The sequence below is a fragment of the Novosphingobium sp. KN65.2 genome (assembly GCF_001368935.1).
In the GTDB taxonomy this organism is placed as follows: Bacteria; Pseudomonadota; Alphaproteobacteria; order Sphingomonadales; family Sphingomonadaceae; genus Novosphingobium; species Novosphingobium mathurense.
Map to the genome: position 1 here is coordinate 1 of NZ_CCBH010000158.1, position 22,676 is coordinate 22,676.

The window sequence follows — 22,676 nt, forward strand, 5'->3', positions numbered from 1 at the left end:
GCCCTGCTGCAAGGGCGGACGACTTCGATCATCGGTGCGACGCTGGCCCTGTGGAGCAGCGGGACTTTCGTCTCACGCTCGTTCGGCGCCGTCCTCCTCCTCGCATTGGGCGGTTGCCTGGCCCTCTATCTCGGCATTCGCCAGAGTCGCATCGCAAGGCGTGAAGCCGACAGGCTGGCCGAGCGGGAAAAGGAGCAGCGCCGCGCCGAGGAACTGCTCAACGAATACGAACAGACCGGGCAGGGCTGGTTCTGGGAAACCGACCGGCGCGGGCAGATCGTCTATGTATCTCCGCGCATCGCCCAGCTCGTGGACAAGCCGTTGGAGGAACTGGAAGGTCGACCCTTTACCAGTCTCTTCCTACTCCAAGGACAGCAACAGGAAAGCGAGCGCACGCTTGTTTTCCACCTCTCCACCCGGTCCTCGTTCCAGGACCTGTCGGTGCGCGCTGCGACCGATGAGGAGGAAGAACGCTGGTGGTCGATCAGCGGGCGGCCGGTGCTCGACCAGTTCAACAATTTCATGGGTTTTCGCGGATCGGGCACCGACCTGACCGAGACGCGCAAGTCGCAGCAGCACGTGACCCAGCTGGCCCGATTCGATTCGCTGACCAAGCTGGCGAACCGCTTCCAGATGTCCGAGTGGCTGGAGAAGCTGCTCAATTCGCCGCGCATCGACAGCCGCAGCTGCGCGGTCTTCCTGCTCGATCTCGACCGTTTCAAGCAGGTCAACGATACCATGGGCCACCCCGCCGGCGACGCCCTTCTGGTGCAGGTGGCGGACCGCCTGCGCTCGACCGTCGCGAACATGGGCCGCGTCGGCCGTCTCGGCGGCGATGAGTTCCAGGTCCTGCTTCCCGGCCATCACCAGCGCGAGGGTCTGGCGCATCTGGCCCGGCGGATCATCGAGAACCTGTCACAGCCCTATTCGATCGAGGGCAGCCGTGTCGTCATCGGCGCATCCGTAGGCATTTCCGTATGTCCGGACGACGGCACGACATCGGAGGCGATCATCCGCAATGCGGACCTCGCCCTCTATGCGGCGAAGGGCGGTGGGCGCGGGCGGCATCACTTTTACGACGAGGACCTGCACAGCGACGCGCAGGAGCGCCAGCAGCTTGAGCAGGACTTGCGCGACGCCATTGCCGAAGGCGCACTGGAACTGCACTACCAGCCACAAGTGCGCACGACGACCGAACAGATCACCGGGTTCGAGGCGCTGCTGCGCTGGAATCATCCCAAGCATGGCTACATGTCCCCGGCCAAGTTCGTGCCGATCGCCGAGGAAACCGGCCTTGTCGCCCAGATCGGCGAGTGGGCCCTGCGCACGGCCTGCCGCGATCTGGCTACCTGGCCCGATGACGTGCGCGTCGCCGTCAATGTGTCGCCGCTCCAGTTCGCCAATCCCGCGCTGCCGGCCATCGTCACCAGCGCCATCGCTTCCTCCGGCATCGCGCCGGGGCGCCTCGAACTCGAGATCACCGAAAGCGTCTTCCTGGGCGACGACAAGTCGACCGAGGCGATGTTCTCATCGCTCAAGGGCGTTGGCGTGCGGCTTGCGCTGGATGACTTCGGTACCGGCTATTCCTCGCTCGGCTATCTGAAGAAGGCGCCTTTCGACAAGATCAAGATCGACCAGAGCTTCGTGCGCGGTGCCACTATCCCTGGAAGCCGCAACGGGGCGATCATTGCCTCGATCGTCAGCCTTGCCGAAGCGCTCGGCATGGAAACGACGGCTGAAGGGGTCGAAACGCTCGACGAACTGGAACTCGTGCGCGAGCTGGGCTGCAGCCATGTACAGGGCTACATCTACGAACGCAGCCTGACCGCCGAGGAGGCCACCCGCCGCCTCGAAGAAGGTCTCATCGCCGTGGCCAAAGGCCCGCGCTCGGCGCGTGCCGCGCGCCAGACGATGCTGCGCAAGGTCGTGCTCGACCACGATTCCCACAGCTACCACGCGACGATCCGCAATATCTCGCGCACCGGCGCGCTGGTGGAGGGGCTGTGGAACGTTCCGGCAGGCACGCGCTTTGCGATTCACCTTGCCGATAACTGCATCGTCGTGGCCGAAGCGCAGTGGTGCAAGGAAGACCGGATGGGCGTGAAATTCGCCCGTCCGCTGGAAATAGATGCCAAGGGAGCCGTCGTGTTTACCCCGCCGCGCCTGCCGCGCGACAAGAAGGAAACGGGAGTCCTGCGCAAGGCGGGCTGACAGGTGCGAAAAGCGCTGCTAACGGCGCACTCATGACCGAACTCTCGCAGATCCGAAATTTCTCGATTATCGCGCATATCGACCATGGCAAGTCGACGCTTGCCGACCGGCTGATTCAGTTCACCGGGGGCCTGACCGAGCGCGAAATGTCCGCCCAGGTGCTGGACAACATGGACATCGAGAAAGAGCGCGGCATCACCATCAAGGCGCAGACGGTGCGTCTCAACTACACCGCCAAGGACGGCGTGACCTATGAGCTGAACCTCATGGACACCCCGGGCCACGTCGACTTTGCCTATGAGGTCAGCCGCAGTCTTGCCGCCTGCGAGGGCGCGTTGCTGGTCGTCGATGCCGCGCAGGGGGTAGAGGCGCAGACGCTTGCCAACGTCTATCAGTCGATCGAGCACGACCACGAGATCGTCCCCGTCATCAACAAGATCGACCTTCCCGCGGCAGAGCCCGACAAGGTCCGTGCCGAGATCGAGGACATCATCGGCATCGACGCGTCGGAAGCGGTGCTCGCCAGCGCCAAGTCCGGCATCGGTGTGGAAGAAACGCTCGAGGCCATCGTCCAGCGCATTCCCGCCCCGCAGGGCGACCGTGACGCGCCGCTCAAGGCTCTCCTGGTCGATTCCTGGTACGATCCCTACCTCGGTGTCGTCATCCTCGTGCGCGTCATGGACGGCTCGATCCGCAAGGGACAGCAAGTCAAGTTCATGCAGGGCGGCACCGAGCACCTGATCGACCGTGTCGGCTGCTTCACCCCCAAGCGCATCGACCTGCCCGAACTCGGCCCCGGCGAGATCGGCTTCATCACCGCGCAGATCAAGGAAGTGGAGCAGGCCAAGGTCGGCGACACCATCACCACGGTGAAAAACGGTGCGACCAAGGCGCTGCCCGGCTACAAGGAAGTCCAGTCGGTCGTCTTCTGCGGCCTGTTCCCGGTTGACGCGGCGGACTTCGAGAAGCTGCGCGAATCGATCGGCAAGCTGCGCCTCAACGACGCCAGCTTTACTTACGAGATGGAAACGAGCGCGGCGCTTGGCTTCGGCTTCCGCTGCGGCTTCCTCGGCCTGCTGCACCTGGAGATCATCCAGGAACGCCTTAGCCGCGAATACGACCTCGACCTCATCACCACGGCGCCCAGCGTCGTCTACCGTATCCAGCTGTCGCATTCGAAGAACGAAGATGCGCAGACGATCGAACTGCACAACCCGGCCGACTATCCCGATCCCAACCGGATCGAGGAAATCGAGGAGCCGTGGATCAAGGCGGTAATCTATACTCCTGACGAATACCTGGGGCCGATCCTCAAGCTGTGCCAGGACCGTCGCGGCATCCAGAAGGACCTCACTTACGTCGGCGGCCGCGCGCAGGTGACGTACGAGCTTCCGCTCAACGAAGTTGTGTTCGACTTCTACGACCGCCTCAAGTCGATCAGCCGCGGCTATGCGAGCTTCGACTACGAGCAGATCGGCCTGCGCCCCGGCGACCTTGTGAAGATGAACATCCTGGTCAACAACGAGCCTGTCGACGCGCTCAGCATGATCGTCCACCGCTCGGTCGCCGAGGAACGCGGCCGCGGCATGTGCGAGCGGTTGAAGGACCTGATCCCGCGCCACCTTTTCAAGATCCCGATCCAGGCCGCGATCGGTGGTAAGGTGATCGCCCGCGAAACCATCGCCGCGCTGCGCAAGGACGTTACCGCCAAATGCTATGGCGGCGACATCAGCCGCAAGAAGAAGCTTCTGGAAAAGCAGAAGAAGGGCAAGGCCCGCATGCGCGAATACGGCAATGTGAGCATCCCGCAGGAAGCCTTCATCGCCGCGCTGCGCATGGGCGAGGAGTAAGAAGACCGGGTCTCGTCCAAAGGAGGAGACCCCGAGCTTCGCCGGGATGGCTGCAAGGTCTCGACCCCGGCTCTGTTGCAGCGTTGAGGCCATTGTCCTTGCAGTGACGCATGTACCGCTTCGCGCCGTGCACCGCTTCTGATAGAGAACGTCTATCTGAAGCGATCGGAACGGACGAATGCAGTTGAGGGCATTGCGCTATTTCGTGACGCTGGCGCGCGAAGGGCACTTTGCGCGGGCGGCGGAGGCTTGCGGGGTGACGCAGCCGACGCTTTCGTCGGCTCTGGCTGCGCTTGAGGACCAGCTTGGCAAGCGTCTCGTAGAGCGCGACCGGCGCTTCATCGGTCTGACCCAGGAGGGCCGCGCGATGTTGCCCTGGGCGCAACAGTTGCTCGCCGCGCACGAAGGCATGGTCCATGCGGTCGAGGCGCTCGACGGGCCGTTGCATGGTGAGTTCCGCCTGGGCGTGATACCGGCAGCAACGCCCAGCGTCGGTGCGTTTTCCGAGGCGTTGCTGCGCTTGCATCCGGGCATGACGATCTCGGTGCGCTCGCAGACTTCGCGCGAGATCGTGCGCGCCATCGAAGCCTATGAGATCGACGCCGGGATCACTTATCTCGACCATGAAAGTCCGGCCAATGTCATCAGCGTGCCGCTCTATGCCGAACGCTATGTATTCGTAACCGCGGCCGGTGAACGCAGCCCCGCGCCCGGGCCGGTCTCATGGGGGCAGATCGAGGGCTATCCCCTCTGCCTGCTGCACCAGGGCATGCAGAATCGGCGTATTCTCGACACGCTCATGAGCGGGCAGGGCGTCTCGGTGCGGCCGCGGGCGACGGCGGACGGTTATGTTGCACTGCTGGCGATGGTGCGTTCCGGCGGCCTCGCGACGGTCATGCCCGAGCGCTATATCGGGCTGATCGAAGGAGCCGGCTGGGCCAGTGTCCATCCACTGGCGATGGATGCTGCGGTCAGCCGGATCGGGGTGATCGTCGGAGATCGCGCGCCGCTCGATCCGGTGGCGAATGCCGCGCTGGGCTGCGCACGGTCCATTGCAGGAGTGGACGGAGTTTGATTGATATTGTCTATCAGGCATTGCCCTAATCAATTTGACCGGCTTTGCCCGATGTCGCAGCGTGGCGGCAAAGAGAAAGATGCCATGACAGATATTGCCGGGATTCAGACCGCTATCGACCGCTTCATGCAGTCGGATATGCGCGGCGCTCTGCTGCCGCTGCTGCACGCGCTGCAGGAGGAGTTCGGCCATGTCGATCCGGCCGCCGTGCCGTTGATCGCCGATGCTCTCAACCTCAGCCGCGCCGAAGTGCATGGCGTGATCAGCTTCTACCACGATTTCCGGACCGAGCCGCCGGCGCGCCATGTCGTCAAGTTGTGCCGCGCGGAAAGCTGCCAGTCGCGCGGCGGTGCGGCCATCGAGGCGCAGCTGTCGCACCAGCTCGGCGTCGCCATGGGCCATTCCCGCAAGGACGGACAGGTCGCGCTTGAGCCGGTCTACTGTCTCGGCCTGTGCGCCATCGGCCCCAATGCGCTCGTCGACGACCGGCCGGTTGCCCGGATCGACAGTGCCCGTGTCGTGGCCATTGGCAACGAGGTGGAAGCATGACCCGCGTCTTCATCAGCAAGGACATGGCCTCCGTGGCGCTCGGCGCAGACGCTGTGGCGCAGGCGTTCGTCAAGGCAGGCTGCGAGGTTGTGCGCACCGGCTCGCACGGTCTCTTTGCCATTGAGCCGCTCGTCGAGGTAGAGACGTCAGAGGGTCGCGTGGCCTATGGTCCGGTCGGCCCCGATGACGTCGCTGCCGTTCTGGATGGCAGCCATGGAACGCGCATCGGTGCCATTGCCGATCATCCCTTCTTCGCGCGCCAGCAGCGCTTCACTTTTGCGCGCTGCGGCGTGACCGATCCGCTGAGCCTTTCCGACTATGGCGTCCATGGCGGCTGGAAGGGGCTCGAGGCGGCCACTGCGCTTTCTGCGCAGGATGTCGTCGATGCCGTCAAGGCTTCGGGCCTGCGCGGCAGGGGCGGCGCAGGCTTTCCCACCGGCATCAAGTGGCAGACCGTTCTCGATACCCCGGCGGAAGAGAAGTTCATCGTCTGCAACGCGGACGAGGGGGACAGTGGCACCTTTGCCGACCGCATGCTCATGGAAGGCGATCCCTATTGCCTGATCGAGGGCATGGCTATTGCCGGACACGCGGTCGGCGCAGGGCACGGCTACATCTACATCCGTAGCGAGTATCCCTTCGCGATCGAAGCCATGCGCGAAGCCATTGCCCGTTCCGCATCCAGGATCGCGCCGTTCACGCTGGAAGTGCGCGTCGGCGCGGGGGCCTATGTCTGCGGCGAGGAGACCGCGCTGCTCGATTCCATCGAGGGCAAGCGCGGGCAAGTGCGAGCCAAGCCACCTTTGCCCGCTATCGAAGGGCTCTGGGGCAAGCCCACGGTCATCAACAATGTCCTGAGCCTTGCCGCCGTGCCCTTCATCCTCGCCGAAGGGGCGCAGTCCTATGCCGATGTCGGCTTCGGCAGGTCGCGCGGCACGATGCCGATCCAGATCGCCGGAAACGTCAGGAACGGCGGGCTCTACGAAGTCGGCTTCGGCGTGACGCTGGGCGAGCTGGTGAATGGGATCGGCGGCGGCACGGCCAGTGGTCGTCCGGTCCGCGCGGTGCAGGTCGGCGGACCGCTGGGCGCCTATTTCCCGCCCTCGATGTTCCATCTGCCCTTCGACTACGAGGCTTTCGCGCAGGCGGGCGGGTTGATCGGCCATGCCGGGATCACCGTTTTCGACGACAGCGTCGACATGGCGCACATGGCGCGCTTCGCCATGGAGTTCTGCGCAGTCGAAAGCTGCGGCAAGTGCACGCCCTGCCGCATCGGCTCCACCCGCGGCGTCGAACTGATCGACCGCATCGTCGCCAAGGCTCCGCGCGCGGCAGGCGCGCTGGAAACCATGCCGCAGATCCGCAACGCCAGCCGCGCGGCCCGCACGCACGACGAGGAAGTCGAACTGTTGCGCGACCTTTGCGACACCATGAAGCACGGTTCGCTCTGCGCACTGGGCGGCTTTACGCCCTACCCGGTCCTGAGTGCGCTAGACCATTTCCCCGAAGACTTCGGCGGCGGCGATGCGCTGCGCGAAGCGGCGGAGTAAGACCTGATGACGTTTACCCGCGAAAAGGATTTCGGCACTCCAGCTGCAAGCGGTGAGGCGGTATCGCTCACCATCGACGGCCAGGAACTCACCGTTCCCGCTGGCACCTCGATCATGCGCGCGGCCGCCATGCTTGAGACCGACATTCCCAAGCTCTGTGCCACTGATAGCCTCGAAAGCTTCGGCTCTTGCCGCCTTTGCCTGGTCGAGATCGAGGGGCGCAACGGTTACCCGGCTTCGTGCACGACCCCGGTTGCGCCCGGCATGGTCGTGCGCACGGAGACCGACAAGCTGCGCAAGCTGCGGCGCGGGGTGATGGAACTCTACATCTCGGACCACCCGCTCGATTGCCTGACCTGCAGCGCCAACGGCGATTGCGAGTTGCAGGACCAGGCAGGTGCGGTCGGCCTGCGCGACGTGCGCTTCGGGTACGAGGGTGAAAACCACCTCGAAGGCTGTAAGGACGAGAGCAACCCCTATTTTACCTTCGATCCGGCCAAGTGCATCGTCTGTTCACGCTGCGTGCGCGCCTGCGACGAGACACAGGGAACCCTGGCGCTCACGGTCGACGGGCGCGGTTTCGCCAGCAAGATCGCGGCAAGTCAGGACGAGGATTTCCTGTCGTCCGAATGCGTCTCCTGCGGTGCCTGCGTGCAGGCCTGCCCGACGTCGGCACTGATCGAAAACACCGTGATCGAGAAGGGTACGCCTGATCGGGCGGTGGTGACGACCTGCGCCTATTGCGGCGTGGGCTGCACCTTCCGCGCCGAGATGCGCGGTGAGGAACTGGTGCGTATGGTGCCGTGGAAGGACGGCAAGGCGAACCACGGCCACTCCTGCGTCAAGGGCCGCTTCGCCTGGGGCTATGCCCGCCACAACGACCGCATCGTCAATCCCATGGTGCGCGGTTCGGTCGACGAGCCATGGCGCGAGGTGTCCTGGGAAGAGGCGATCGGCCACGTCGCCCGCGAATTCCGCCGCATCCAGAATGCCTACGGCACCCGCTCGATCGGCGGCATAACCTCCAGCCGCTGCACCAACGAGGAAACGTTCCTTGTCCAGAAACTGGTGCGACAGGGCTTCGGCAACAACAATGTCGATACCTGCGCGCGCGTCTGCCATTCGCCGACCGGCTATGGCCTGAAGACGACTTTCGGCACTTCGGCGGGTACGCAGGATTTCGACAGCGTGCAGCATGCCGATGTGATCCTGGTGATCGGTGCGAACCCGACGGACGGCCATCCGGTCTTCGCCAGCCACATGAAGCGACGCCTGCGCCAGGGGGCGAAGCTGATCGTCATAGATCCGCGCCGCATCGACCTTGTCCGCTCGCCGCATATCGAGGCTTCGCATCACCTGCCGTTGCGGCCGGGCACCAATGTCGCGATGCTCACGGCGATGGCGCATGTCATCGTCACCGAGGGCCTCGTCGACGAAGCCTATGTGCACGAGCGGTGCGACCGCGATGCCTATGCCGAATGGGCCGAATTCGTCTCCGATCCTTTGCGTTCGCCCGAAGCGATCGAGGAACTGACCGGCGTTCCCGCGCAGGAAGTGCGCGCGGCTGCCAGGCTCTATGCCACCGGCGGCAATGCCGCGATCTACTATGGCCTTGGCGTTACCGAGCACAGCCAGGGCTCCTCGACGGTCATGGCCATCGCCAACCTCGCCATGGCGACGGGCAATGTCGGCAAGGAAGGCGCCGGCGTGAACCCGCTGCGCGGCCAGAACAACGTGCAGGGCGCCTGCGACATGGGCAGCTTCCCGCATGAGCTTTCCGGCTACCGCCACATCTCGGATGCAGAAACCCGGGCGCTGTTCGAAAAGGACTGGGGCGCCACCCTCGATCCCGAGCCGGGCCTGCGCATTCCCAACATGCTCGATGCCGCGACCGACGGCACCTTCAAGGGGATCTTCATCCAGGGTGAGGACATCCTCCAGTCCGATCCCAACACCAGGCATGTTGCAGCGGGCCTTGCGGCAATGGAATGCGTCGTCGTGCAGGACCTCTTCCTCAACGAAACGGCGAACTACGCGCATGTCTTCCTGCCCGGCTCGACCTTCCTCGAGAAAGACGGGACCTTCACCAATGCGGAGCGCCGCATCCAGCTGGTGCGCAAGGTGATGGAGCCGCTCAACGGCTATGCCGACTGGGAAGTCGTGCAGCTTGTCGCCAATGCCATGGGGCTGGGTTGGGGCTACACGCACCCCTCGCAGATCATGGACGAGATCGCGCGCCTGACGCCGACTTTCGCGGGCGTGAACTATGACGCGCTGGAGCAGCGCGGATCGGTACAGTGGCCGATGAACGAGGCCGCACCGGATGGCACGCCGATGATGCACATTGATCACTTCGTGCGCGGCAAGGGCATGTTCGTCGTCACCGATTATGTGCCGACCGACGAGCGTACCGGGCCACGTTTCCCTCTGCTACTGACCACGGGGCGCATCCTCAGCCAGTACAACGTCGGCGCGCAGACACGGCGTACCGCCAATGTCGACTGGCATGCCGAGGACAGGCTGGAAATCCACCCGCACGATGCCGAGAACCGCGGCGTGCGCGACGGGGACTGGGTTTCGCTGCGCAGCCGCGCGGGGGAGACGACCCTGCGCGCCAAGATCACCGACCGCGTGGCCCCGGGCGTGGTCTATACCACGTTCCACCATCCTGACACGCAGGCCAACGTCATCACCACCGACTTCTCCGACTGGGCGACCAATTGCCCCGAATACAAGGTGACCGCGGTGCAGGTCACGCCATCGAACGGTCCGTCGGACTGGCAGAAGAGCTATCGCGAGCTGGCAGAAGCGAGCCGCCGCATCGAAGCCGTCGAGCCTGCGGAGTGACCCGGCGATGATGAACACGCGCGAACACCTGATCTACATGGCAGGCCAGATCTTCCGCAACTTCGCCTCCAGTGGCGAGGAGGCAGCAGTCTCGGCGACCGCAGAGCATCTCGTGCTCTACTGGGACCCGCACATGAAAGCGCAGGCGCTGGACATGCTGGACGACCCGGAGATCGATCTTCCCGAGCCGGTGCGTGCGGTCTTCGGGAAACTGCGCGTCGCAGCCTGAAGTTTCACTGGACAGGGATTGGTAAGAGACCGCACGCGGTGCCTGTACCGGCACCCCGCCAATCAGCCTTCCACGCGTTCGACCGGGATGATCCGGTCTGCCAAACGTTCCACTTCGGGCCGGTCGTGGCTCACATAGAGGATCGGCAGCGCCAGTTCGTCGCGGACGCGTTCGATCAGCCGAAGGATCTCCCCGCGCCGTTCGGCATCGACCGATGCCAGGGGCTCGTCGAGCAGCAGGAAGCGTGGGCCGGACAGCAGGGCTCGGCCGATCGCCACGCGCTGCGCTTCGCCTCCGGATAGCGTCGCGGGCATGCGGTCGAGCAGGTGGCCGATGCCCAGAAAGTCCAGTGCGGTTTCGAACGAGAGCCAGCGTTCGTGGTACGCGGCGAGCTTCCAGCCGAACTCGAGGTTTGCTCGAACCGATTTGTGCGGGAAGAGACGCAGGTCCTGAAACACATAGCCGCAGCGGCGCTGCTCGGGGTGCAGGTTGATCCGCTCTGCCTTGTCGAACAGGACTGTCCCGGAGACCGCTATCCGGCCTGAGAGCGGTCGCACGAGACCTGCTATCGCATCGAGCAGGCTCGTCTTGCCCGCGCCGGAGGGACCGAACAGGGCCGTCAGTCCCTTGCCGGTCTTGAACGTGTAGGACAGCCGCGAAGAACCCCGCCGGATAGTGACGTCGACGTCAAAGGACATGGCGCACCTTTCCCTGGCCGCTGCGCCGCGCGAGCCATTCGGACAGGACCAGTGCGCCGACCGACAGCAGGACCGACAGGACCGCCAGGCGCACGACCTGCAGTTCCGAACCCGGGATCTGCAATGCGCTGTAAATGGCAAGCGGAAGCGTCTGCGTCTCGCCGGGAATGTTCGAGGCGAATGTGATCGTCGCGCCGAACTCGCCCACCGAGCGGGCGAGGCCAAGGACAAGGCCGGCCAGAATGCCGGAGGAGGCAAGGGGCAGGGTGATCGATGCGAACGTGCGCAGGCGACTGGCTCCCAATGTCCGCGCGGCGCTTTCGAGGCGGGTGTCCACGGCTTCGAGCGAGAGGCGCATCGCGCGCACCATCAGCGGCAGGGCCATCACCGCGGCGGCGAGCGCCGCGCCAGTCCAGCGGAACAGGAAGGTAAGTCCCAGATACTCGGAAAAGAACCGGCCAAGCGGCGCATTGGTGCCGAAGGCCAGGAGCAGCAGCCAGCCCGTCACCACCGGCGGCAGGACCAACGGGAGGTGGACGAGGGCATCGACGAGGACCTTTCCGGGGAAGCGCCAGCGCGCCAGCATCCAGGCCAGCGCGAAGGCCAGCGGCAAAACGGCCAGTATCGCCACCGTGCTGACTTTCAGGGAAAGCAGCAGGACTTCCCACTCCTGCGGGCTGAGTGAAGTCATGACCCGGAAGGCTTACTGCGTGCCGAAACCGAAGCGGCGAAAGATGGTCTTGCCTTCGCTGGACAGAAGGAACCGGCGGAAATTCTCGGCATCGGGATTGCGCGAAGCCTTGAGGACCGCGACCGGGTAGCTGATCGGATCATGCGACGTTATCGGGAAAGTGCCCACGGCGCGTACCTTGGGGTCGGCCTGCACGTCGGTTGCATAGACAATGCCCAGCGGGGCAGCTCCCCGGCTGACGAGGGCAAGGGCCGCGCGCACATTTTCTGCCGGGGCGAGCTTGCCCGAAACCGAATTCCAGACGCCGAGATTGGTCAGCGCCTGCCTGGCATAGATACCTGCCGGAACCCCGCGCGGGTCGGCCAGGGCCAGACGGCCGTTTCCGAGCGCCTTGTCCAGCGTAAAGCCGGGTGCGACCGCGATCTTGAGCGAACTGCTGCGCGGCGCTGCGATGACGAGGACATTGCGCAGGAAGGAAACCCGCGTGCGCGGACGCAGAAAGCCCTTCTGTTCCACCTCGTCCATCCATGCCTCATCTGCAGAGATGAAAAGGTCCGCGTTTGCGCCGGCCTCGATCTGGCGAGCAAGGGCCGAAGACCCGGCGAACGAGATCCGCGGGCGGGCATGCCCCTTGGCCGCCCAGCCGTCTGCGGCGGCGTTCATGGCTTCCTGCAGGCTGGCTGCGGCGAGCACGAGTGGCCCGGTCCTGGCACCTGCTGCATGGGCAAGCGGTGCGGCCACAAGCAGGGCGAAAGAAAGGATCAGGCCGATCAGGCGAGAGAAGACAGTCAATTCAGGGATCTCCGCGAGTGCTATATACGATGATATATGGCGTGACCCGAATGGCAAGTGCGTCCTGGTGATCGGGGCTGGGCGCAGACGGATAGTGAAGTGATTCTCGCGAGGACGCGCTGTCCCGGCAGGTCGCAAGGAAAATTATCGGGAGAGACTTGGAAAAGCGTTTCTCGAGAACCTGCATCTGCGGCTGATCGACTTTGCCCGTTCGGAATTATTGCCGTGCGGCACCGGGCGAAGTTGGCGGAGGTGACTAGACGCAAGATGCAGCCAATTCGGCCATGCTCTGGCGATGCTGCATCGCGTTAACGCAGGTTAGCGCTTCGCAGGATTGTGTGGCGATGGCGGCACGAAATGTCCGATCCCGGGAATGTCCTTTGCCTCGAGCATTTCTATGTGAAACGTCAAGGCTACAATCGGCAAGTTCTGGTAAATTCCCGGCGTATCTGTTATAAGTGAAATGTCGCTTGGGAACGAACCAACAAGAATAACAAGGTCCAAGTGCATTTGGGGGCAATATCGATCCGTTCAATCCAATGACGGATCGCAAGGTCGGCAAATTGGAAACGCCGACCGTTTGAGTGGGGATGCTGAATGAAGGTCGCAGACGAAAGATTTATGGGATTCGAAGCCGGGAACGACCGCAAGAGCGGGCGAGCCAGCCGCTTTGCGTGTTCCGCGCCTGAAGACATGGAAGGCGAGAGTGAACACGATGCACGCGGATTGGTACTTGCCATAGCGCTCTGCGTAGCTTGCTGGGCCGCGCTGGGATATTTCCTGCTGGGCTGATCGGCAGCCGGTCAAGACCGGTTTCGGATCGAAGAGGCGCCAACGGCGATCAGCCGGTTGGCGCCTCTGTGCTTTTGGGGGCTTCGGACGTGGCGGGCAGCCAGCCGCCGGCCGTCGCAGCATAGAGCCGCGCCACGTTCTGGTACTGGCTGGTCCGAGCCTCCAGCAACGCAAGATTGGCCCGCTGAAACGTGCGGTTGGCGTCGAGAACCTGAAGCACGCCGCTGTTGCCTACTTCAAAACTGCGCCGTGACAGGTAGAGCGAACGGTCTGCGACTTGCGCTGCATCCACGCGCGCGGCCAGTTCGCGGCTGTCATTGCCCAAGGCGGACAGGAGGCCGGACACCTGGCCGAAGGCTTCGGTTACGACTTCGCGATACTGGGCGGCTGCTGCCTGTGCCTCGGCCTCGGCGCCGCGCTTGTTGGCCTTCAGGGTGCCGCCGTGGAAGATCGGCGCGGTCAGCCCGGCGAAGATGTCGAAGGCATTGAACTTGCTGCTGGTGATCCGGTCGGGCTGCGAGGTCGACTGCGTGATCGATGCACCCAGGGTGATGTCTGGGTAGAGATCGGCGGTGGCGACGCCGACGGCAGCAACCGCGGCGTGAAGCCGCGCTTCCGCTTCCAGGATATCGGGGCGCTTTCGTACCAGGGCGGAGGGCAGGGCTACCGGGATCTTGCCCGGCAGGACAAAGTCGTCGAGGCTGAAATCGGTCGGCCCGAGCTGCGCCGGAGAGATTCCCAGCAATGTCGCCAGCATGGCGCGTCCTTGCGCCAGTTCCTGTTCGAGCGAGGGCAGGCTTGCCCGGTCGCCGGCAAGCTGGCCTTGCGCGCTGAGCACTTCGACAAGCGTTCCCGAACCGGCGTTCTGGCGCTTGCGGGTCAGGTCGAGATTGCGTTCGTCTTCTGCCAGCAGGCGGTTCTGCGTGGCGATCGTATCGTTGAGCGCAGCGATCGCCAGGACCTGGGTGACGACGCGTCCGGCGATCACCAGGTGCGCTGCCTCGGTGGCGCGTTCCTGCGCCTCGGCCTGCGCAGCGGCTTGCTCCAGTGCGCGGCGGTTGCGCCCGAACAGGTCGAGGTCGTACCGCACGCCTGCGCCGAGCGTATAGAGGTCGAATTCCGGATTCTTGATCCCGCCCGAACCGAAGCGATCGGAAAGGCCGAACGCTGCCAGATTGACCTTCTGGTATTCGGCGCGGGCATTGGCATCGACCTGCGGCAGAGACCGCCCTGCGACGGCAGCGATGCGCTGGCGTGCCTTTTCCAGTGTCGCCCGGCTGGCGGCAAGGCTGTGATTTCCGCTCATGGCCTGCGCGACGAGCGCGTCGAGGCGCGCCGACTGGAAAGCCTTCCACCACTGCAGCTGCGGCCCGGCAGCGAGTTCGGCGTGTCCTTTGCCATCGCTGGCATAGCCAACTTCGGCCGACGGCGCTGCGGGGCGCGCGAAATCGGGGCCCACGCTCGTGCAGGCGCTGGCGAGGAGGAGCGGAAGCAGCGCCGCGGTCTTGCGTTTCATGTCATTCCCCATGCGGTAGCGTTGCCGCGTCAACTTTGCCTGTCTGGCGGCCGCGCAAGAGCAGCACGAGTGGCATCGTGACAACGGTGGCCAGAAATATCAGGTGATAGACAGAGATGTCGCCGACCATGGCGGCCTGCCGCATGATCTGGGCTTTCATGCCCGCCAGGGCCTCTACCGAATTGAAATCGAAGTCGGGCCTCATGTACTGCATGATCGGATTGTCGGGCCTGACGCCCTGGACGAGGCTGTTCTGCGATTGCGCGGCGAAGTGGCTGTATTGAAACTGCAGCAGCGAAATGCCCGCTGCATTGCCGATATTGCGGGTCAAGGCATACATCGCCGTGCCTTCGTTGCGGAGCCGCGGCTGCAGCGTTGAGAACGCAACGACCGAGAGCGGTACGAACAGCAGGCCACTTCCCAGCCCCAGCACGAAGCCGGTCACCACCAGCGTACGCTCATCGACGAAGAGGTCTAAGTTCGAATACATCAGCATGCCGATGCTCATGATGATCATGCCCGTCAGCAGCAGGAACCGGGCTTCGATCAAAGCGACCAGTCGCGTTACCGCGATCATCGCGATCATGGCGCCCAAAGTCCGCGGCAGGCTGACCAGACCGGTCTGCATGGCCGAATAGCCGAGGAGCGACTGTGTCATGACCACGATCATCGGCATCGATGCGAAGGTCACCATGCCAAGGAGGGTGTTGACCAGGGTGCTGACGGCGAAATTGCGATCCTTGAACAGTTCGGGGCGAATGAACGGGTTCGCACTCGTCGCAAGATGGATTGTCGCAAGATATAGCGCGATGACGAGGATGAGGCCGTAGATCCTGATCTCGTTGGAATCGAACCAGTCGAGATGTTCGCCGCGGTCGAGCAGGAGCTGAAGTGCTGCCAGGGCAATGGATATCGTCAGGAATCCGAACTTGTCGAACGGCGGGCATTCCCGATTTTGACGGCGAACCAGGAAAACGAGCATGCCGATAAAGGCCAGAATGCCGAAAGGGACATTGATGAAGAACACCCAGCGCCAGCTCAGGGTGTCGGTAAGATAGCCGCCCAGCGTTGGACCGATGATCGGACCGGCCAGAGAGCCAATCGTGAATATCGCCATGGCCTTGGCGTGATCTTTGGGCGGATTGATATCGAGGAGGATGGCCTGACTGAGGGGCACGAGAGCCGCTCCGCAGCTGCCTTGCAGGAACCGGGCGAAGACGATCGTGCCAAGGTCCGTCGAAATTCCGCACAGCATCGAAGCCAGCGTGAAGCCGCCGACTGAAAAGAGCATGACGTTCTTGCGGCCCACGCGGCCGGCGAGCCATCCGCTGAGCGGCGTCGCGATTGCGCCCGCCACGAGATAGGAAGTCAGCACCCACAGCACCTGCTCCTGAGAAGCGGACAGGCTGGCCTGCATGTGCGGAAGGGCAACGTTGGCGATCGTGATGTCGACGAAGACCATCGTCGAGGCAATCATCGAGGGGATCGTGATGAGGATGCGCCGCGCCGGCGAAGGGTACTGGATGGGCTGTTCGGAGCTCACGACGGGGCCGGTCCTTCGCTGCGCTTACTGCTTGGCAGCAGGAGAGCTGGGCGAGCTGTCGGCCCTGAAAAGGTGGCGTTCGTGGCCGGTGTCGACTTCGACGCTGGCGCTCAGCCCGGCTCCGAGCGGCAGGCCATCGGGCAGGTGATCGATGGCGATCTGGACGGGCAGGCGCTGGACCACCTTGATCCAGTTGCCTGTCGCATTGTCGGCCGGGAGGACGGAAAAGCTCGATCCGGTGCCCGGGCTGAAGCTTTCGACGCGACCGTGCAATTCCAGGTCGGGATAGGCGTCGATCGTGATCGTGGCCGGCTGTCCCATGCGCATGTAGCGCAGTTGATCTTCCTTGAAGTTCGCCTGGACCCAATAGTGCAGCCCGGTCATCATGAAGACAGGACGACCCGGCGAGACGTAGTTGCCGGCCTGAAGCTGGTTTACCCGGGTGACCACACCGTCCTGCGGTGCACGCACGACGGCATCGTTGAGATTGATCCTGGCCTGAGCGAGTTGTGCAGCCGCCTTGCGCACGTCGGGTTGGCTGTCGATCGGGCCTTCCACCTGACCGGACAGCTCGGCGCGCAGGCTGTCCGCCTTGGCCTTAGCAGCGGCAATCGCATCGCGCGCGGTGCGCATGGCAGTCGTCGCCTGGTCGTACTGCGCCTTGGAAGAAATCCCTTCCGCCACGAGCGATTTCTGACGGGCGGCCTCGCTGGTTGCAAAATCGTAGCGCGCCTGCGCTGCGCTGACCTGCGAAAGTGCCTCGCGGTAATCGGCCCGGAGCGACTGCACATCGGTGCGCGCGGTAGCGAGGGTTGCTTCGGCTTCGGCGACTGCGGACTTGAAGCTGTTGGCTTCGATCCGGAACAGGACGTCGCCCTAACTGACGCGCTGGTTCTCCTTCACCTCCACCGAGATGACCTTGCCCGAAATGCTCGGGCTGATGGCGACCATGCCGGTTTGCAGCGAAGCGTTGTCGGTCGATTCGTAGCGGCCGCTCCAGAAATAGCCGACCAGAGCAATAAGCAGGACGATTGCCGGTCCGGCGATCATCAGGATCGTACGACGGCTGCGCTTGCGAGGCGGGACGACCGGCTCGGCTGCGCTGTCGGCTGATATGGTGCTCTGCGCGTTCATGCGACTTCCTGTCTCAATTTGCAGCAGGCTTATACTAAGCATGGATAGTATCTGCAACAGGAAGATCGGGCGATCCATACGCCGTTGTCAGTGTCAGGGCTGGACCGGCTCCGTCGCTTCGCGGGCAGGCAGGCGCGATCGGGTCGGAAAATCGCCCGACCCGGTGATTTGCTTCGCTAATCCGTCAGGGCGGCAAATGGCCGCAAGCCGCGCTCAGCCGGCGAAGAAGGCCTTCACATCGTTCATGAACCGATCGAACTGGTCATGATGCAACCAGTGTCCGGCATCTTCGTACTCGATCAGGCGCGCAGTCGGGAAATGGTCCATGCGGCCATCGAGGGCGGGACTGGAAGCGAAGCTGTCCTTACCCCACAGCATCAGGATCGGACAGGTGATCGCTTCCCACAGGGAGATCACGTGCTCTCCCGGAAGGTCCACAACCGGCCAGATATTGAGGTAGTTGTCGAACTTCCAGCTCCAGGTGCCATCCTCGTTCCGGCTCGCGCCATGAATGGTAAGGTGCCGGGCCTGCTCGACGGTAAGGAAGGAATTCTCCGCCTTCATCCGTTCGTAGGCATCGCGCAGCGTCAGGTACTTGCGCGGAGTGCGCCCGGCAGCCTGTCGCTTCTTGGAAATCCAGTCCCGCAGCCGTTCGGACGAGCAGTCACCCAGCATTTGGCGGCGTTCTTCAAGGTTCGGGCCAAGGCCCTCGATGTTGACCAGTTTCTCGACTTTCTCGGGATAGAGGCCGGTGAAACGCGTGGCGATGTTGCCGCCAAGCGAATGGGCCATGATCGTCACCTTGTCGTAGCCCAGCGTGTGGACGAGCTGGGCGAAGTCGTAGACATAGGCGTCCATCGCATAGTTGCCCTCGGACGACCAATCGCTGTCACCATGCCCGCGCAGGTCCGGGCAGATCACGTGCCAGTCGCGACGCAGTTCCTCGGCCACCCAGTCCCAGCTGCGACAATGATCGCGCCCGCCGTGCTGGAGAATCAGCGGCGGTGCCTCGGGATTGCCCCAGTCCACGTAATGCAGACGCAGGCGTTGTGAGACGAAGCGGTTCGATGTCGGTCCGAGTAGGCGTTCCATGGCTTTCAAGTGGAGCCTCCAGGGCGCAAGGTCAATCGCGCTTCCGTTGCCCCCGGAGTCAGGGACGCAGGTGTGCATTTGCGGGGATGAAACTAATCCTTGCGACGCTCAAGCTTGGCAAACCGGCCCCCTTGCTCCTATCTCCGGCAGCGAAAAGCTTTCCGCACAGGTTTCACACAAGAGGTTAGACGTGGCGACGACGCACAAGACCCGCATGCTCATTATCGGTTCCGGCCCGGCCGGACTTTCTGCCGCGATCTACGGTGCCCGTGCAGGCATGGAGCCGATCGTCGTGCAGGGCCTCCAGCCGGGCGGCCAGCTCACCATTACCACCGATGTCGAGAATTACCCCGGTTTCCGAGAGGTTATCCAGGGCCCCTGGCTGATGCAGGAAATGCAGGCCCAGGCTGAACATGTCGGCACCCGCATGATGTGGGACACGATCACGTCGGTCGATCTGTCGGGCGAGAAGTTCACGGCGCAGGGCGACAGCGGCGACGTTTACGAGGGCGACACGCTGGTCATCGCCACCGGCGCGCAGGCGCGCTGGCTCGGCGTTCCGGGCGAGCAGGAACTCTCGGGCAAGGGCGTTTCCGCCTGCGCCACCTGCGATGGCTTCTTTTATCGCGGCAAGAAGGTCGTGGTCATCGGCGGCGGCAACACCGCCGTTGAAGAAGCCCTCTACCTCACCAACCATTCAGAGGACGTCACCCTGATCCACCGCCGCGATTCCCTTCGCGCCGAGAAGATCCTGCAGGACCGCCTCTTTGCGCACCCCAAGATCAACGTCGTGTGGAACAAGCGCGTCGACAGCTTCCTGGGCGGCGGCGAGGGCGGTGGCCTGCGGGCGCTCAAGCTGATCGACACGGTGACCGGCGAGGAAAGCGAGATCGAGACCGAAGGTGCCTTCGTCGCCATCGGCCACGCCCCCGCGACCGAACTGTTCAAGGGGCAACTCGCCATGGACGATACGGGCTACCTGCTCGTCGAGCCGGGTACGCCCAAGACCGACGTCCCGGGCGTATTCGCTTGCGGCGACGTGATGGACCACGTCTACCGCCAGGCGATCACCGCTGCCGGCACCGGCTGCATGGCCGCGCTCGACGCCGAGCGCTTCCTCGCCGAAAAGGAATTCGCCGAGGCGGCCAAGGTCGAAGCCTGAGCCATTTCTGATTGCCTCCCCGTTTCCTATGAGGAAGCGGGGAGTGCCGGCAGGCGGTTCGGCATGTTCGGCCGCCTGCAATTGCACGCCCCGCCAGACCGCTGATCGTCTGAGGTCGTTCGGGGTGAGGGCGGTCGAAGGCGCTACTGTGCCTCCAGAACCGCGATAACCTGTTCCACCAGCCAGTCTTGCGCATGAAGCTCTACGTAGCTGTGGGTCGCATCGGGGCAGATCCGGATGCGGGTGTCGCTCTTGTTCCACTTTGCAAGGAACGCCTGTCCGGTCCGGTCGCGCGCGGCGACCAGAAAGCGGATGCAGCCCCGATAGGTCGCAATGCCCTCGGCCATCTCGGCGGCAAGACCGGATAGCCTGGCCGATGCAGGGCGCGCGGCCGACAGGAGACTGCGCAGGAGCTTGCCGATCGAGACCTTGCCGGTCAGCAGGCGGCGGATTGCGGCAGGATCGGTGAGGCGGCGGCGATAGTGGTCGCGGACCACTTCGGCGGGTCCGTCGCGTGCATCGTTGTCGATCGTCCACGGGTTGGACAGCACCATCGCATCGATCCCCGCGCCGCGCGTCAGCATCAGCGCACTGGCGGCATCGCAGTTGCCGAAGGCGACGATCTTGGTGACCTGCGGGCATTCGCGGCGCAATGCTGCGAGGGCCGCGGCTATGTCTGGCGCACTGGAGCGGAATTCGCCGTTCACTCCCTCGCTGTCCCCGACGCCACGGCGATCGAAGCGCATGACGGGGTAACCGCGGCCAGCAATCCGGGCGGCGAATTTGGCCTGTCCGTTCCATGCCCCGGCGCGCACTTCGTTGCCGCCGCTGACGAGGAGCAGGACGACGGTGCCGGGCGCATCGTCCAGCGTTGCGGCCAGCCGGGCGCCTTCGCATTCGAACAGGAAATGGCGTCGGTTCATTCCGTGGCGCCCCAGGTCAGGATCGCGGCGAGGGCGTCTGCCTGATCGGGGTCTTCACCCGGTTCCGCTCGCAGCCACAGACCGCTACCGCCGATTTCGGCCTGTTCGATCACTCTTGCCGTATCCGTGGCGATCGTGGGCTCGAATTCCCGCCAGAATTCTGGCGAGAGGGGATAACCGGCAAGCTCGATGCCCTGCTCTCTGGCGCGCTTGGCCAGATCTTCTCGGCTTTCCTCGCGTCCAGCCTCACGGCTCGCGAGAATTCGCGCACGCAGCATCTGGCGCAGGATCGAGGCGGCCTTCACCGGGGCATAGTGCCAGGTTGGAAGGCCGTCCGGCGTGAACATGCAGCCACCGCGAATGCCCAGAACGTGGGTCGCGCGAAACTGCTTTGCAGCAGCGTCCATTGCGCTGCGCCAGGCTGTGGGCACCTGCCGGTCGAGCTGTTGCAGGCTCTCGTTGCAACCGGGAAGGTCCGGCAGAATGCAGTCGATCCCGGCCGAGTCGAGGCGGCGCATCGTCTCCACCGTCAGGCGACGCAGCTTGTTGCCTTCATCGAACAGCGCCGGGACTATCAGCAACCGCGTTTTGCGACTGCGATCGAAGCTGAGGGCATGTTCGTCGACGAAGCCACCGGCGGGCAGCGGACAGGGCCAGCTCGCCGGTGTCACCGCCGGATCAGGCCTCGGCGCGCTTGGACTTGGTGAATTCGAGCAGGCCGCCGAAGGTTTCGAGCATTTCGCCGTCGATCTCGTCGTCTTCGATCACGATGTCTAGGCGGTCCTCGATCTCGGTCAGGAGCCCGGCAACCGCCATCGAATCGAGTTCGGGCAGGTGACCGAACAGGCCCGTTTCGGCATCGAACGTGTCGGCCTGTCCCTGCGCGAGTCCGAGGACATCCGTCAGGATGCGACGCAGCAGCAGGTCGGTATCGTCTTGCATGGCCCCCTCAACAAAGCGTTGTACTTTGGCCAGCGGCTCTAGCCGCCCTTCGCACTTGCGGCAAGACGTCGCAGGCCGATCCGCGCGACGATGAGCCAGTTGTGCGGATCGAAGGGGCGAAACATGTCCAGTCGGTAGCGGGGCCGCACCTGTTCCATCCAGTCGCGCTTGTAGGGATCGTCGCCGGTACCGAAGTCTACCAGCGTCACCCGGTCGACGTCGATGACGTGCCGGAACAGCGCGGCGCTCAGGATGGAGCCGGGCGAAAGCGGCTTGGCGCTCTCGCGGTGGGCCAGCTTGTGAATGAAAGCTGTCTTGCCTTCGACCGTCCACATCTGCGCGGCGATGGCCGGGCCTTCGGGATCTTCGGCGGCCCGGGCGATGCCGAGACGCAGGCGACCTGCTTCGCCTTCGGCCTGTGCAAAGGCGCGCAGGAAGGTCGGAGATCCTTCTTCGGGCTTCCAGCTTTCGGCATAGATCGCCTCGTATTGCTCCCAGGCCAGCGCATCGAAGCGGGTGAGAACCTCGACGGCAACTTTCTTCGTCTTGCGCTTGAGCGTCGTGCGGAGCTTGCCGGGGCGCCCGGCGATATAGTCGTCGTAGCTGCGGCCCGAGATTGCGAGGACATGATTTGTGTCGCTGGCCTCGCGCATGACCAGCCAGCCGGCCTTGCGGAAGGCGGATTCGACGCGTGATGCAGAGTCGTCCTCGTCTGGCAATCCGGAGAGCGTCAGGCGGCGCGCCTTTCCGGCCAGATCGTGGGCGATTTGGGTGAGCAAGCCTTCAGCCTGCGGCACCGGCGAAAGCACCGGTCGGAACCGGAAAGTGTACCAGTTCGCCAGTGCCGAGAGGTGGCCGCCATCGCCGGTGAGCGGCAGGACGGCCACCGCATCGCCTTCGCGCGCTACGGCGATCGTCGGTGTGATGGCGCAATGCTTGCCAAGCGCTTCCCACCATGCAAGGCGATCGAAGGGCGCGGACTGGCATTCCGGCGAGAGCAGCCTTGCAAGCTGTGCGTCGGATTGCAGTTCCTTAAGATCGGAGTGATATTCGATCTTTACCACGATACCTTCCAGAACC

General features: G+C 64.0%; 21 protein-coding genes. 9 read left to right on the forward strand and 12 right to left on the reverse strand.

Going from position 1 to position 22,676, the window contains the following annotated elements:
- From SPHV1_RS12930 to SPHV1_RS12960, 7 genes are all read left to right on the forward strand, one after another.
- On the forward strand, positions 1-2,211 hold a 2,211-nt coding region (locus SPHV1_RS12930), incomplete at its 5' end, for an EAL domain-containing protein (protein ID WP_054946454.1).
- A gap of 32 nt (positions 2,212-2,243) precedes the next feature.
- A complete protein-coding gene (gene lepA / locus SPHV1_RS12935; RefSeq protein ID WP_054946455.1) occupies positions 2,244-4,061 on the forward strand; it encodes a translation elongation factor 4 in 1,818 nt (605 codons plus the stop codon).
- Between the two features lie 178 nt (positions 4,062-4,239).
- A complete protein-coding gene (locus tag SPHV1_RS12940; protein WP_054946456.1) occupies positions 4,240-5,136 on the forward strand; it encodes a LysR family transcriptional regulator in 897 nt (298 codons plus the stop codon).
- An 84-nt stretch (positions 5,137-5,220) separates the two neighbouring features.
- Entirely contained in the window at positions 5,221-5,685 is a 465-nt protein-coding gene (locus SPHV1_RS12945) for a formate dehydrogenase subunit gamma (protein WP_082431007.1), read from the forward strand.
- A complete protein-coding gene (locus SPHV1_RS12950) occupies positions 5,682-7,235 on the forward strand; it encodes an NADH-ubiquinone oxidoreductase-F iron-sulfur binding region domain-containing protein (RefSeq protein WP_054946457.1) in 1,554 nt (517 codons plus the stop codon). Before SPHV1_RS12945 ends, SPHV1_RS12950 begins: the two co-directional genes overlap by 4 nt.
- Positions 7,236-7,241: 6 nt before the next feature.
- A complete protein-coding gene (gene fdhF / locus SPHV1_RS12955; RefSeq protein WP_054946458.1) occupies positions 7,242-10,082 on the forward strand; it encodes a formate dehydrogenase subunit alpha in 2,841 nt (946 codons plus the stop codon).
- Between the two features lie 10 nt (positions 10,083-10,092).
- Positions 10,093-10,311, forward strand: a complete 219-nt coding sequence (locus SPHV1_RS12960; RefSeq protein ID WP_231634668.1) for a formate dehydrogenase subunit delta — start codon at positions 10,093-10,095, stop codon at positions 10,309-10,311.
- 62 nt (positions 10,312-10,373) lie between these two features.
- Here SPHV1_RS12960 and SPHV1_RS12965 read toward each other — a convergent pair whose 3' ends face one another.
- The 3 genes from SPHV1_RS12965 to modA are packed head-to-tail and all read right to left on the reverse strand — an operon-like array spanning position 10,374 to position 12,492.
- Positions 10,374-11,009: a molybdenum ABC transporter ATP-binding protein gene (locus SPHV1_RS12965; RefSeq protein ID WP_054946460.1), complete on the reverse strand. Its 636-nt coding sequence runs from the start codon at positions 11,007-11,009 to the stop codon at positions 10,374-10,376.
- Positions 10,999-11,700, reverse strand: a complete 702-nt coding sequence (gene modB, locus SPHV1_RS12970; protein WP_054946461.1) for a molybdate ABC transporter permease subunit — start codon at positions 11,698-11,700, stop codon at positions 10,999-11,001. The genes SPHV1_RS12965 and modB overlap by 11 nt, the downstream gene beginning before the upstream one ends.
- A 12-nt stretch (positions 11,701-11,712) precedes the next feature.
- A complete protein-coding gene (gene modA / locus SPHV1_RS12975; RefSeq protein ID WP_054946462.1) occupies positions 11,713-12,492 on the reverse strand; it encodes a molybdate ABC transporter substrate-binding protein in 780 nt (259 codons plus the stop codon).
- Between the two features lie 621 nt (positions 12,493-13,113).
- Between modA and SPHV1_RS12980 the strand changes: the two genes are divergently transcribed.
- Complete coding sequence (locus SPHV1_RS12980; protein ID WP_231634669.1) at positions 13,114-13,284, forward strand: hypothetical protein; 171 nt, start codon at positions 13,114-13,116, stop codon at positions 13,282-13,284.
- A 49-nt stretch (positions 13,285-13,333) separates the two neighbouring features.
- Here the strand turns inward: SPHV1_RS12980 and SPHV1_RS12985 are convergent, their stop codons facing one another.
- The 5 genes from SPHV1_RS12985 to SPHV1_RS13000 all read right to left on the reverse strand — a co-directional run bounded on the left by SPHV1_RS12985 (position 13,334) and on the right by SPHV1_RS13000 (position 18,569).
- The gene (locus tag SPHV1_RS12985; RefSeq protein ID WP_054946464.1) at positions 13,334-14,800 is read right to left on the reverse strand and encodes an efflux transporter outer membrane subunit; all 1,467 of its coding nucleotides are present in this window, start codon (positions 14,798-14,800) and stop codon (positions 13,334-13,336) included.
- A gap of 1 nt (position 14,801) precedes the next feature.
- Complete coding sequence (locus tag SPHV1_RS12990) at positions 14,802-16,343, reverse strand: MDR family MFS transporter (RefSeq protein WP_082431005.1); 1,542 nt, start codon at positions 16,341-16,343, stop codon at positions 14,802-14,804.
- Between the two features lie 24 nt (positions 16,344-16,367).
- On the reverse strand, positions 16,368-17,132 hold the full coding sequence (locus SPHV1_RS12995; protein WP_231634670.1) for an HlyD family secretion protein: 765 nt from the start codon (positions 17,130-17,132) through the stop codon (positions 16,368-16,370).
- Positions 17,133-17,219: 87 nt separating this feature from the next.
- The gene (locus SPHV1_RS25795) at positions 17,220-17,477 is read right to left on the reverse strand and encodes a hypothetical protein (protein WP_231634671.1); all 258 of its coding nucleotides are present in this window, start codon (positions 17,475-17,477) and stop codon (positions 17,220-17,222) included.
- 213 nt (positions 17,478-17,690) lie between these two features.
- Positions 17,691-18,569, reverse strand: coding sequence for an alpha/beta fold hydrolase (locus tag SPHV1_RS13000; protein WP_054946465.1), 879 nt, complete (start codon positions 18,567-18,569; stop codon positions 17,691-17,693).
- A gap of 190 nt (positions 18,570-18,759) precedes the next feature.
- Here SPHV1_RS13000 and trxB point away from each other — a divergent pair, with 190 nt between their 5' ends.
- Complete coding sequence (gene trxB, locus SPHV1_RS13005) at positions 18,760-19,731, forward strand: thioredoxin-disulfide reductase (protein WP_054946466.1); 972 nt, start codon at positions 18,760-18,762, stop codon at positions 19,729-19,731.
- 143 nt (positions 19,732-19,874) lie between these two features.
- Here trxB and SPHV1_RS13010 read toward each other — a convergent pair whose 3' ends face one another.
- From SPHV1_RS13010 to SPHV1_RS13025, 4 genes are read right to left on the reverse strand one after another with little or no spacing between them, the layout of a single operon-like run.
- Positions 19,875-20,654, reverse strand: coding sequence for a hydrolase 1, exosortase A system-associated (locus tag SPHV1_RS13010; protein WP_054946467.1), 780 nt, complete (start codon positions 20,652-20,654; stop codon positions 19,875-19,877).
- On the reverse strand, positions 20,651-21,325 hold the full coding sequence (locus SPHV1_RS13015) for a hypothetical protein (protein ID WP_054946468.1): 675 nt from the start codon (positions 21,323-21,325) through the stop codon (positions 20,651-20,653). The genes SPHV1_RS13010 and SPHV1_RS13015 overlap by 4 nt, the downstream gene beginning before the upstream one ends.
- Before the next feature lie 7 nt (positions 21,326-21,332).
- Positions 21,333-21,596 (reverse strand): acyl carrier protein, encoded by a 264-nt coding sequence (locus SPHV1_RS13020; protein WP_007011125.1) that lies wholly within the window; start codon positions 21,594-21,596, stop codon positions 21,333-21,335.
- 38 nt (positions 21,597-21,634) lie between these two features.
- A complete protein-coding gene (locus SPHV1_RS13025) occupies positions 21,635-22,660 on the reverse strand; it encodes a GNAT family N-acetyltransferase (RefSeq protein WP_231634672.1) in 1,026 nt (341 codons plus the stop codon).
- Positions 22,661-22,676: the final 16 nt, after the last annotated feature.

Bases quoted from the DNA above. Each gene is read 5' to 3' on its own strand.
- lepA (WP_054946455.1), top strand. From the start codon at position 2,244: ATGACCGAACTCTCGCAGATCCGAAATTTCTCGATTATCGCGCATATC.
- SPHV1_RS12940 (WP_054946456.1), top strand. From the start codon at position 4,240: ATGCAGTTGAGGGCATTGCGCTATTTCGTGACGCTGGCGCGCGAAGGG.
- SPHV1_RS12945 (WP_082431007.1), top strand. From the start codon at position 5,221: ATGACAGATATTGCCGGGATTCAGACCGCTATCGACCGCTTCATGCAG.
- SPHV1_RS12950 (WP_054946457.1), top strand. From the start codon at position 5,682: ATGACCCGCGTCTTCATCAGCAAGGACATGGCCTCCGTGGCGCTCGGC.
- fdhF (WP_054946458.1), top strand. From the start codon at position 7,242: ATGACGTTTACCCGCGAAAAGGATTTCGGCACTCCAGCTGCAAGCGGT.
- SPHV1_RS12960 (WP_231634668.1), top strand. From the start codon at position 10,093: ATGAACACGCGCGAACACCTGATCTACATGGCAGGCCAGATCTTCCGC.
- SPHV1_RS12965 (WP_054946460.1), bottom strand. From the start codon at position 11,009: ATGTCCTTTGACGTCGACGTCACTATCCGGCGGGGTTCTTCGCGGCTG.
- modB (WP_054946461.1), bottom strand. From the start codon at position 11,700: ATGACTTCACTCAGCCCGCAGGAGTGGGAAGTCCTGCTGCTTTCCCTG.
- SPHV1_RS12980 (WP_231634669.1), top strand. From the start codon at position 13,114: ATGGGATTCGAAGCCGGGAACGACCGCAAGAGCGGGCGAGCCAGCCGC.
- SPHV1_RS12985 (WP_054946464.1), bottom strand. From the start codon at position 14,800: ATGAAACGCAAGACCGCGGCGCTGCTTCCGCTCCTCCTCGCCAGCGCC.
- SPHV1_RS25795 (WP_231634671.1), bottom strand. From the start codon at position 17,477: ATGAACGCGCAGAGCACCATATCAGCCGACAGCGCAGCCGAGCCGGTC.
- SPHV1_RS13000 (WP_054946465.1), bottom strand. From the start codon at position 18,569: ATGGAACGCCTACTCGGACCGACATCGAACCGCTTCGTCTCACAACGC.
- SPHV1_RS13010 (WP_054946467.1), bottom strand. From the start codon at position 20,654: ATGAACCGACGCCATTTCCTGTTCGAATGCGAAGGCGCCCGGCTGGCC.
- SPHV1_RS13020 (WP_007011125.1), bottom strand. From the start codon at position 21,596: ATGCAAGACGATACCGACCTGCTGCTGCGTCGCATCCTGACGGATGTC.